We start from the raw sequence: 10,810 nt of genomic DNA on the forward strand, positions 1-10,810 counted from the left end.
TCATGAAGTGATCGCCGCCAGGGCGGCGCGTATCTGGGAAGGGTCTGCTGCGAAGGCGGTTCGCGGTCGCGGGCCGGCCGGGGCGGCGGACAGGCGGTAACCGCCATCCGGTGCCGCGACCACCTCGACATGGTCGGTGCGTGGGTGCCCGCACCGCCGGTCACAGCCGGACCAGTACAGGGGCAGGCCCGGATCGCCGGCGGCATCGAGCGCTCGGGCCGCGTCCGCCCGTACGTCGGCGTGCGCCTCGGCGCACCCGGGCCGGCCGATACAGGCACCCACGTGGAGCCAGGGGGAGGCGCGGTCGGTGACCAGACCGGCCGCGCCGAGACGGGCGAGCGCCTCGGCCGCCCCTCCCGTGGCCATGCCTGCCGTGGGCAGGACCACGCCTCGCCAGGGCGTCAGCCGGAGCTCGCTGCCGGCGACGTCCGTCAGCTCCTCCCACTGGTGGGCCGAGAGGCGTCCCAGCGGGACGTGGACCGACAGAGCGCCCTCGACGGCTCCCGGGGGAGGCCCGTCGGCGACGCCGGCCGGCTCGGGGTGGTCCTCGTGGCCGATCCCCCCGCAGTCCAGGCGGTCACGGACCAGGCGGCCCATCTCCTCCCGGGACACACCGAGTTCGGACACCCGCCAGGCGCGCTTCCCGTGGGACCGGGCCGCTTCCAGGAACGCCTCGGCAGCCGCCAGCGCGGCCCGGGGCGCGTCCTCGGCGGACACCCGCACCGAGCCCGGAGCCAGCCACGCGCCGCCGTCCGCGAGCGCCCTGACCGTGACATCGGCGCCGAGACCGGACATGTCACCACGCCCGTCGTCCACAGCGAACAGAAAACGGCCGGAAAGGCCCTCCGCGGCCCGGCTCGCGCACAGGGAGGTGTCCAAGGCCGTCAACCAGGGCCGTACGTCCCGGAACCCGCCGCCGTCGAGACCGGACAGGGGCGAAGCGACGACGTTGCGCACCCGCTCGTGCTCCCGGGAGGGAAGCAGGCCGGCCGCGTCCAGCAGCTCCGCCAGCGCCGCGCCACACCCCTGCGGCAGCCCGCGCAACTGCACGTTGCCGCGTGAGGTCAGGTGCAGGTCGCCGTCGCCCAGCCGCCGGGCCGCGACGGCGAGCGCCCGTGCCTGACCGGTGGACAGCACGCCCCCGGGAAGCCGGATACGGGCCAGCGCCCCGTCGTCCGCCGCGTGCAGGCGCAGTGTCCCAGGGCAGGCGTCACCGCGGTCCCGTGCGGCCGGTGTGGCCTGGGACGACGGAGGAGGAGCTGCCGCGGACATGGCCGTGAGCATACCTACGATCACTCCGACTGTATGTCCCGCGCTCCCTTCGGTGGCCCTTACTATGCTCCCCAGTGGATCACCTGGTCCACGAACCGCCACGACGGCGAAAAGGGGAGGAAGCCGGTGCGATTCCGGCGCGGTCCCGCCACTGTGAACCCGCCCACGGCGGACGGGTGAGTCAGGAACTCCCTTCCCCCGCACCCCGGCTTCGTCCGAGGGGGAGATCCATCCCACACCGCCCGGGGCGCGGACCCCGAGGAAGGCCAGGCATCGCATGCCCACTTCGTCCGGGGAGCGTGCTCCGCACGCCCGCGAGATCCTGCTCCTGTCGACGTCCGACACCGACCTGCTCAGTGCCCGCGCCGCCGGCGGCCCGGTCTCCTACCGTTTCGCCAACCCCGCCCGGCTCCCCCTGGACGACCTCCCGGCCCTCCTCGACGGCGTCGAGCTCGTGGTCGTACGCCTCCTCGGTGGCATCCGCGCCTGGCAGGACGGCCTCGACCTGCTGCTCGCCGACGGGCGTCCGGTGGTCGTCCTCAGCGGTGAGCAGGCCCCCGACGCCCAGTTGATGGCCGCGTCCACCGTGCCCGTCGGCCTCGCCGCCGAGGCCCACGCCTACCTCGCCCACGGCGGCCCCGCCAACCTGGAACAGCTCGCCCGGTTCCTGTCGGACACGGTCCTGCTCACCGGCCACGGCTTCGACGCGCCCGCGCCCGCGCCCACCTGGGGCCCCCTGGAGCGCGCGGCCCGGCCCGCGGACGGCCCGACCGTCGCCGTGCTCTACTACCGCGCCCACCACATGAGCGGCAACACCGCCTTCGTGCACGCCCTGTGCGACGCCGTCGAGGACGCGGGCGCCAGGCCGCTGCCCCTGTACGTCGCCTCCCTGCGCGCTCCCGAGCCGGAGCTGATCGACACCCTGCGCACCGCCGACGTGATCGTCACCACGGTGCTCGCGGCCGGCGGCACCAAGCCCGCCGAGGCATCGGCCGGCGGTGACGACGAGTCCTGGGACGCGGGTGCGCTGACCGCCCTCGACGTGCCCATCCTCCAGGCCCTGTGCCTGACCGGTTCCCGCACCGCCTGGCAGGAGAACGACGAGGGCGTCTCCCCGCTGGACGCGGCCAGCCAGATCGCCGTCCCCGAGTTCGACGGCCGCCTGATCACGGTCCCGTTCTCCTTCAAGGAGATCGACGCCGACGGCCTGCCCGCCTACGTCGCCGACCCCGAGCGCGCGGCCCGCGTCGCCGGTATCGCCGTACGCCACGCCCGGCTCCGCCACATCCCGCCCGCCGACAAGCGCCTCGCCCTCGTGCTGTCCGCCTACCCCACCAAGCACTCCCGCATCGGCAACGCGGTGGGCCTCGACACCCCGGCCAGCGCCGTCGCCCTGCTGCGCCGACTGCGCGAGGAGGGCTACGACTTCGGCGACGCCGACATCCCCGGACTGGTCTCCGGTGACGGCGACGAGCTGATCCGCGCGCTCATCGAGGCGGGCGGCCACGACCAGGACTGGCTCACCGAGGAACAGCTGGCCCGCAACCCGGTCCGCATCCCGGCCGCCGACTACCGCCGCTGGTTCGCCACCCTCCCCGAGGAGCTGCGCACGGCGGTCGAGGAGCACTGGGGCCCGGCGCCGGGGGAGATGTTCGTCGACCGCAGCCGCAACCAGGAGGGCGACATCGTCCTGGCGGCCCTGCGCTTCGGCAACCTGCTCGTCCTCATCCAGCCCCCGCGCGGCTTCGGCGAGAACCCGATCGCCATCTACCACGACCCGGACCTGCCGCCCTCCCACCACTACCTGGCCGCCTACCGCTGGATCGCCGCCCCGGTCTCCGACGGCGGCTTCGGCGCCGACGCGATGATCCACCTCGGCAAGCACGGCAACCTGGAGTGGCTGCCCGGCAAGAACGCCGGCCTGTCCGCCGCCTGCGGCCCCGACGCCGCCCTCGGCGACCTCCCGCTGGTCTACCCCTTCCTGGTCAACGACCCCGGCGAGGGCACCCAGGCCAAGCGCCGCGTGCACGCCACCCTCGTCGACCACCTCGTCCCGCCCATGGCCCGCGCGGACTCCTACGGCGACATCGCGCGCCTGGAGCAACTCCTGGACGAGTACGCCCAGATCTCCTCCATGGACCCGGCCAAGCTGCCCGCCATCCGCGCCCAGATCTGGACCCTCATCCAGGCCGCCCGCCTCGACCACGACCTCGGGCTGGACGACCGCCCCGACGACGACGGCTTCGACGACTTCCTCCTCCACGTCGACGGCTGGCTCTGCGAGGTCAAGGACGCCCAGATCCGCGACGGCCTGCACGTCCTCGGCAACCCGCCCGCCGGCGCCGACCGCGTCAACCTGGTCCTCGCCATCCTCCGCGCCCGCCAGATCTGGGGCGGCGCCCAGGCGCTGCCCGGCCTGCGCGAGGCCCTCGGCCTGGACGAGTCGGCCGCGACCCGCACGACCGCCGACGAGGCGGAGGAGAGGGCCCGCGCTCTGGTGCAGGCGATGGAGGACGCGGGCTGGGACCCCGCCGCCGTACCCGCCGGGCACGGCGAACAGGTCGCCGCCATCCTGGAGTTCGCCGCCCGCGAGGTCGTCCCCCGCCTCGCCGCGACCACCGCCGAGATCGACCACGCCGTCCACGCCCTGGCCGGCGGCTTCGTCCCGGCGGGACCCTCCGGCTCCCCGCTCCGCGGCCTGGTCAACGTGCTGCCGACCGGCCGCAACTTCTACTCCGTCGACCCCAAGGCCGTCCCCTCCCGGCTCGCCTGGGAGACCGGCCAGGCCCTCGCCGACTCCCTCCTGGAGCGCTACCGCACCGACAACGGCGACTGGCCCACCTCCGTCGGCCTGTCCCTGTGGGGCACCAGCGCCATGCGCACCGCCGGCGACGACGTCGCCGAAGCCCTCGCCCTGCTCGGCATCCGCCCGGTCTGGGACGACGCCTCCCGCCGCGTGACCGGTCTGGAGCCCATCCCGCAGGAGGAGCTGGGCCGCCCGCGCATCGACGTCACCCTGCGCATCTCCGGCTTCTTCCGCGACGCCTTCCCGCACACGATCGGCCTGCTGGACGACGCCGTACGCCTGGCGGCCTCGCTGGACGAGCCGGCCGAGACCAACCACGTCCGCACCCACGTGCAGGCGGATCTCGCGGCCCACGGTGACGAACGCCGGGCCACCACCCGCATCTTCGGCTCCCGCCCCGGCACGTACGGCGCCGGCCTGCTCCAGCTCATCGACTCCCGCGACTGGCGCACCGACGCCGACCTCGCCGAGGTCTACACCGTCTGGGGCGGCTACGCCTACGGCCGCGAACTCGACGGGCGCCCGGCCCGCGAGGAGATGGAGACGGCCTACAAGCGCATCGCCGTGGCGGCCAAGAACACCGACACCCGCGAGCACGACATCGCCGACTCCGACGACTACTTCCAGTACCACGGCGGCATGGTGGCCACCGTCCGCGCACTGCGCGGCACCGCACCGGAGGCGTACATCGGTGACTCCACCCGTCCCGAGACGGTCCGCACGCGCACGCTCGTCGAGGAGACCTCACGCGTCTTCCGTGCCCGTGTCGTCAACCCCAAGTGGATCGAGGCGATGCGCCGCCACGGCTACAAGGGTGCCTTCGAACTCGCCGCCACGGTGGACTACCTGTTCGGCTACGACGCCACGACCGGCGTGATCGCCGACTGGATGTACGACAAGCTGACCGAGGCGTACGTCCTGGACCCGGCCAACCGGGAGTTCCTCCAGCAGGCCAACCCGTGGGCCCTGCACGGCATCGCGGAGCGGCTGCTGGAGGCGGAGTCGCGGGGGATGTGGGAGAAGCCGGACCCGGCGGTACTGGAAGAGCTGCGGCAGGTGTACCTGGAGACCGAGGGCGACCTCGAGGGCGACGGGTGACGGCTGTGGTCACCGCGGGCAACGCGCACTGAAACCGAACTCCTCGACAGCGGGGCGCCGTCACACCTGTGACGGCGCCCCGCTGTCGTCGTCGGCGCCGCGTCACGGTCCTAGGTCCAGCGCCTGATCGCAAACCACCGTTCTTGCTGTTAGCGTGCAGCTGCATACCATTGGCAATAACGTCGGAGGATGTTGGACATGGCGCTGTACACGCTCCCGGAGCTGCCGTACGACTACTCGGCCCTCGCGCCGGTGATCAGCCCGGAGATCATCGAGCTGCATCACGACAAGCACCACGCGGCGTACGTGAAGGGTGCGAACGACACCCTGGAGCAGCTGGCGGAGGCGCGGGACAAGGAGTCGTGGGGCTCGATCAACGGGCTGGAGAAGAACCTGGCCTTCCACCTCTCCGGGCACATCCTGCACAGCATCTACTGGCAGAACATGACCGGCCCGAAGGACGGCGGCGGCGAGCCGCTGGCCCAGGACGGAGTCGGCGACCTGGCCGACGCGATCACCGAGTCCTTCGGTTCCTTCGCCGGGTTCAAGGCCCAGCTGACCAAGGCCGCCGCCACCACCCAGGGTTCGGGCTGGGGCGTCCTCGCCTACGAGCCGCTCAGCGGCAGGCTGATCGTCGAGCAGGTCTACGACCACCAGGGCAACGTCGGCCAGGGCTCCACCCCGGTCCTGGTCTTCGACGCCTGGGAGCACGCCTTCTACCTGCAGTACAAGAACCAGAAGGTCGACTTCATCGAGGCGATGTGGGCCGTCGTCAACTGGCAGGACGTGGCCAGGCGCTACGCCGCAGCCAAGGAGCGCGGCGACAGCCTGCTGCTCAAGCCGTGACGCCGTAGGCACGCGGACGTCCTGCTCGTGATCGTCCTCTCACCCGTCACGGCAGGCGCACCGAAGGCTCCCGCCGGCACGCCCGCCGCGGGAGCCCTTCCGCGCCCACCGGCGCGCAACCGTGTACGGCGTGGGCCCGCGAGCCGGGCCTCACGGTGCCGACGCGGCCCCGGCCGGGTTCAGGGGCTGCCCGACCCGCAGATTCCAGCGTCCGGACCGCCCGCTGAGTTCCGTGACCGCCAGCGGTGGGACATCGAGCCGCCAGAAGGCGGACAAGGGCGGCCCCAGGACCTGGACGACCACGGCCCGTACGACCTCCGGCTCGACGACGGCGACCGTACGGCCGTCCGCGAACGCCCCGCCGGACAGCCAGCCCGCCACCCGTGCGCAGAAGCCGCTCACCGACTCACCACCGTGCGGCGCGCAGTCGGGGTCGGCGAGCCAGCGGCCCACCGCCTCCGGTTCGGCCGCTCCCACCTCGTCCAGGGTGCGCCCCCGCCAGCGGCCCACGTCCAGCCCCGCCAGCTCCGGCACCGCCGTGCCGTCGAGGCCGAGTGCCGCCGCCGTCTCCCGGCACCGCACGCTGGGCGAGAGGAGCACCCGGACCGCCGAGGGCAGCGACCCGGCGGCGGCGCGGGCGCGAACGGCCCCGGCGTCGTCGATCGAGCCGCCGTCGTCGAAGCGGGCCTGCCGCAACGACGCGCTGGTGGCGGGTGAGACGAGGTACACGCGGCTGGTCATACGCGATCTCCTGGCGCCGCTCTCTTCGGACCGTCCCCGGCGGCCTGCGCCGAGGAGGCGTGCCATGGCCGGGCGGCCCGTGGATCGCGGGCCGCCCACCACGATATCCGCGAGCGCCGCGACCGCCCCCGGCAGGCCCGGCGGACGTACGCGCGGTGCCCGGCCCGGTCCGGCACCCCATGTGCCGGACCGGGCCACCGTTTCAGAAGTTCCAGCTCCGGCTCGACGCTCCGTTGCAGCTCCAGCTCGGGTCCGACAGTGTCGCCGTCAGAGTTCCGTAAGGCACCGGGACCTGTGAATATCCCGAGCCGGGGCGTGGGATGAGACCATGCGTCTGCCTCTTCGTCCCCCGGTCTTCTCCGGGAGCCTCCACGATGCCCGCACCGCCACCGTCGTGGGGCGGCTGCTCGGTCTCGCGGTGCTGGTCTGTTTCCTCACCGGACTGGTGAGCCATCTTCTGCAGGAGCCGCCGGCGTGGCTGGCCGGGCAGCTGCCGACCAGGCCGGTGTCGGGCTATCGCTTCACCCAGGGGCTCCATGTGATCAGCGGAACCGCGGCGGTCCCGCTGCTGCTGGTGAAACTGTGGACGGTGTACCCGCGCCTGTTCGTCCGGCCCGCGCTACGTGGAGCGGTGCACGCGCTGGAGCGCCTGTCGATCGCGGTGCTCGTCGGCGCGACACTGCTGGAGCTGTTCATGGGGCTGCTGAACACCACCCAGTGGTACCCCTGGCCGTTCGACTTCCGGTCGGTGCACTACGCCCTGGCCTGGTTGATCGTCGGAGCGTTGCTGGTGCATCTCGCGGTCAAGGCACCTGAGATCGCGGCCCACTGGCACCGTCGTCCGGCGGCGGGACCGGACGCTCCGGCCGAAGCCGGCGAGCCGCCCCTCGTACGAGCCGACCGCCGCTCTCTGCTGATCGGGCTGGGCGCGGCGGTGGGGACCGTGACCGCCGTGACGGCCGGCCAGTCGGTGACCCCGCTGGCTGCCCTGGACCTGCTGGCGCCGCGCCACCCCGACGCCGGCCCGCAGGGGCTGCCCGTGAACCGGACGGCGCGTGCCGCGGGAATCACCCCGCATGCCCTGCGGACCTGGCGGCTCGCGGTCACGGGTCCGACCGGGTTCGAGTTGACGCTGGACCAACTGCGCGCCCTGCCACAGCATTCGGCCACCCTGCCCATCGCCTGTGTGGAGGGCTGGTCGAAGTCGGCCCACTGGGAGGGTGTGCGGATCAAGGACCTCCTGGCGCGGGCCGGGCTGCCCGACGGGGCGCGGCTGCGCGTCGTGTCGATGCAGACCCACGGCGGATACCGCGTCACGGAGATGGAGCGCGCCTACACCCGCGACGACCTGACCCTGTTGGCGCTGCGCCTCAACGGCGCGGTCCTGTCCCCGGACCACGGCTATCCGGCCCGGGTCATCGCCCCCGACCGCCCCGGTGTCCTGCAGACCAAGTGGGTCACCCGTCTGGAAGTGGTCCCGGAATGAGACGTGTGACGACGACCGTGGTGCGCCTGCTCTCGGGGGCCGCCGGTGTGGCCCTGGGCGCCGTCGGTGTGACGCGTCTGCTCACCGGGACCCGGCCGGGCACCGTCTGGAACGTCCTCGTGTGGGGTGGGAGTGTGCTGGCCCTGCACGACGGGGTGCTGGTGCCGGCCGTGCTCGCCGTCGGGCTGCTGTCGACCGGGGGACGGCTGAGCGGGGTGTGGCGGGCCGGGCTGCTGACGGCGGGGACGGTCACGCTGGTGGCGTTGCCGGTGCTCCTGCGCCCGGGCCGGCCGGCGAACGCGTCGGTGCTGCCGCTCGACTATCCGCTGGGGCTGACCCTGGTCCTGTCGGCCGTCGTGGCGTGCACGGGCGCCACGGCAGGATGGCGACTGTGGCGGCACCGGCGACAGCGGTGAGGCCCAGTGGGGGCGGGGGCGCGCGCTCCTCAGGCGGTCGAACTGGAGGCGCATGTGGCGGGATTGACGGCCGCCTGGTGCCCCGCGGTCGCTCCACGGGGTGCCCAGGCAGGGCCCGGTGCTCCGCGCGCTCGATGATTACTCGCGGGTAGTAATAAGCTGGATGAACGTGAGAACCGTACATAGACGACCGCGCCGGACAGCGGCTCGAACGTGAGGAGCGACCGATGACATCGGAAACCGAGCGAGCCGTGCTGGCCGGCGGTTGTTTCTGGGGAATGCAGGACCTGATCCGCAAGCAGCCGGGCGTGGTGTCCACCCGCGTCGGCTACAGCGGCGGTGACACACCGAACGCCACATACCGCAACCATGGTGACCACGCCGAGGCCATCGAGATCGTCTTCGATCCCCTGACCACGAGCTACCGCGACATCCTGGAGTTCTTCTTCCAGATCCACGACCCGACCACCAGGGACCGCCAGGGTAACGACCTCGGGCGCAGCTACCGGTCCGCGATCTACTACACCGACGAGGAACAGCACCGCGTCGCCCTGGACACCATCGCGGACGTCGAGGCCAGCGGCCTGTGGCCGGGCAAGGTGGTCACCGAGGTCGAGCCCGTGGGCGACTTCTGGGAGGCCGAGCCGGAGCACCAGGACTACCTGGAACGCTATCCGAACGGCTACACCTGCCACTTCCCGCGACCGAACTGGAAGCTTCCGCGTCGGACCTCTTCCCCGGCGAGCTGAGGGCGGCCGAACGCGCCGGTGACGGTCGCCGCGTGCCTCCCGGCCCGCCGTGACCGCCACCGGCGCCGAGGCGCCTTCCTCCGATCAGGCCCTGCGCTGCCGCCTGATCGGCTCGCCCACGCGGTGCATGTGCGTCAGGGCCTCGCGATAGGACTGGAGCAGTCCGGTCTCGTGGTACGGCACGCCGATCTCGGCGCAGTACTGCCGCACGATCACCTGGGCCCGCCGCAGATGGACCGTGGGCATGCTCGGGAACAGGTGGTGCTCGATCTGGTAGTTGAGACCGCCCAGCATCACGTCGGTGAACCGGCCGCCGCGTACGTTGCGCGACGTCAGCACCTGGCGCCGCAGGAAGTCCAGCTGCTGATCACCGGTGAACGTCGGCATGCCCTTGTGGTTGGGGGCGAAGGTGCAGCCCAGGTAGACGCCGAACAGACACTGGTTCACGGCGAGGAACGCCACCGCCTTGCCCGGCGAGAGCACCAGGAACACGGCGGACACCACAGCGGCGATGTGCGCCAGGAGCAGAGCGCCCTCCAGCAGCCGGTTCCTCATGGACGGTGAGCGCAGCGCCCGCAGACTCGCGACGTGCAGGTTGAAGCCTTCCAGCGTCAGCAGCGGGAAGAACAGCAGGGCCTGATGACCACCGAGAAGCCGGGCCAGGCCCCGGCTGGCGCGGGCCTGTCCGGCGGACCACACCAGGATGTCCGGGGCGACATCGGGGTCGAGTTCCTCATGATTGGGATGGGCGTGGTGGCGGGTGTGCTTGTTCATCCACCAGCCGTAGCTCATACCGACACCGAGATTGCCGAACAGCCGTCCGCCGATCTCGCTGTGCCGGCGCCGCCGGAAGACCTGTCGGTGGGCCAGGTCGTGCGCCACCAGGGCGACCTGTCCGAACACCAGGGCCAGGAAAGCCGCCACGGCCAGTTGCCACCAGCTGTCGCCGAGCACGAGGAAGGCTCCCCAGCCGGCGGCGAACAGCCCGGCCACGAGACCGAGCCGCACCGTGTAGTAGCCGGGGCGCCGCTTCAGCAGGCCGGCCCCGGCGATCCGCCGGGACAGCACGGCGAAGTCACTGCCGGCACCGGGGCGCGACGTGCCCGCATCGAGGGCGGAGCGGCGGGTGGCAACGGAGGCATCGGGGGATGTCGTCATACCGGAAAGTCTGGAGACGTCCGTCCGGCCGAAGAAGCCTGCCAGCCACCGTACGCACGACGGCCGGCCCTACCGCCCCCGGGGGGTTACCCCCCGGGTACTTCCACCACGCGTACGGGCGATCGTCGGACTGACCCGGCTGTGCGCGGGGGCGGTCCTCCGGGTAGGGCCAGGCCGGTGGGACTAGGGTCTGTTGCGAAAGTGGATCTTGTTCGGTGATGATCATGTCTTGTGGGAC

General features: G+C 72.5%; 8 protein-coding genes and 1 riboswitch. Of the genes, 5 read left to right on the forward strand and 3 right to left on the reverse strand.

The window, feature by feature from the left end; all coding sequences use genetic code 11:
- A complete protein-coding gene (locus AB0B40_RS18705; RefSeq protein ID WP_362264548.1) occupies positions 1-1,272 on the reverse strand; it encodes a cobalamin biosynthesis protein CobG in 1,272 nt (423 codons plus the stop codon).
- A gap of 58 nt (positions 1,273-1,330) precedes the next feature.
- Positions 1,331-1,487: riboswitch (cobalamin riboswitch) on the forward strand.
- Positions 1,488-1,549: 62 nt separating this feature from the next.
- On the opposite strand from AB0B40_RS18705, the gene cobN reads away from it, so the two are divergent.
- Together cobN and AB0B40_RS18715 are read left to right on the forward strand one after the other, a co-directional pair.
- Entirely contained in the window at positions 1,550-5,176 is a 3,627-nt protein-coding gene (cobN, locus tag AB0B40_RS18710) for a cobaltochelatase subunit CobN (RefSeq protein ID WP_362264550.1), read from the forward strand.
- Positions 5,177-5,374: 198 nt separating this feature from the next.
- The gene (locus AB0B40_RS18715; RefSeq protein ID WP_345055986.1) at positions 5,375-6,022 is read left to right on the forward strand and encodes a superoxide dismutase; all 648 of its coding nucleotides are present in this window, start codon (positions 5,375-5,377) and stop codon (positions 6,020-6,022) included.
- Between the two features lie 150 nt (positions 6,023-6,172).
- Here the strand turns inward: AB0B40_RS18715 and AB0B40_RS18720 are convergent, their stop codons facing one another.
- The gene (locus AB0B40_RS18720; protein WP_345055988.1) at positions 6,173-6,763 is read right to left on the reverse strand and encodes a histidine phosphatase family protein; all 591 of its coding nucleotides are present in this window, start codon (positions 6,761-6,763) and stop codon (positions 6,173-6,175) included.
- A gap of 328 nt (positions 6,764-7,091) precedes the next feature.
- On the opposite strand from AB0B40_RS18720, the gene AB0B40_RS18725 reads away from it, so the two are divergent.
- The 3 genes from AB0B40_RS18725 (at position 7,092) to msrA (ending at position 9,414) form a co-directional block, all read left to right on the forward strand.
- Positions 7,092-8,249: a molybdopterin-dependent oxidoreductase gene (locus AB0B40_RS18725; protein ID WP_362264552.1), complete on the forward strand. Its 1,158-nt coding sequence runs from the start codon at positions 7,092-7,094 to the stop codon at positions 8,247-8,249.
- Between the two features lie 5 nt (positions 8,250-8,254).
- A complete protein-coding gene (locus AB0B40_RS18730) occupies positions 8,255-8,665 on the forward strand; it encodes a hypothetical protein (RefSeq protein WP_345055992.1) in 411 nt (136 codons plus the stop codon).
- 227 nt (positions 8,666-8,892) lie between these two features.
- Positions 8,893-9,414, forward strand: a complete 522-nt coding sequence (gene msrA, locus AB0B40_RS18735) for a peptide-methionine (S)-S-oxide reductase MsrA (RefSeq protein WP_362264554.1) — start codon at positions 8,893-8,895, stop codon at positions 9,412-9,414.
- An 84-nt stretch (positions 9,415-9,498) separates the two neighbouring features.
- Here msrA and AB0B40_RS18740 read toward each other — a convergent pair whose 3' ends face one another.
- Positions 9,499-10,572 (reverse strand): acyl-CoA desaturase, encoded by a 1,074-nt coding sequence (locus AB0B40_RS18740; protein ID WP_345055996.1) that lies wholly within the window; start codon positions 10,570-10,572, stop codon positions 9,499-9,501.
- Positions 10,573-10,810 lie beyond the last annotated feature (238 nt).

Origin of the sequence: Streptomyces sp. NPDC042638 (genome assembly GCF_040647235.1) — a bacterium.
In the GTDB taxonomy this organism is placed as follows: domain Bacteria; phylum Actinomycetota; class Actinomycetes; order Streptomycetales; family Streptomycetaceae; genus Streptomyces; species Streptomyces rameus.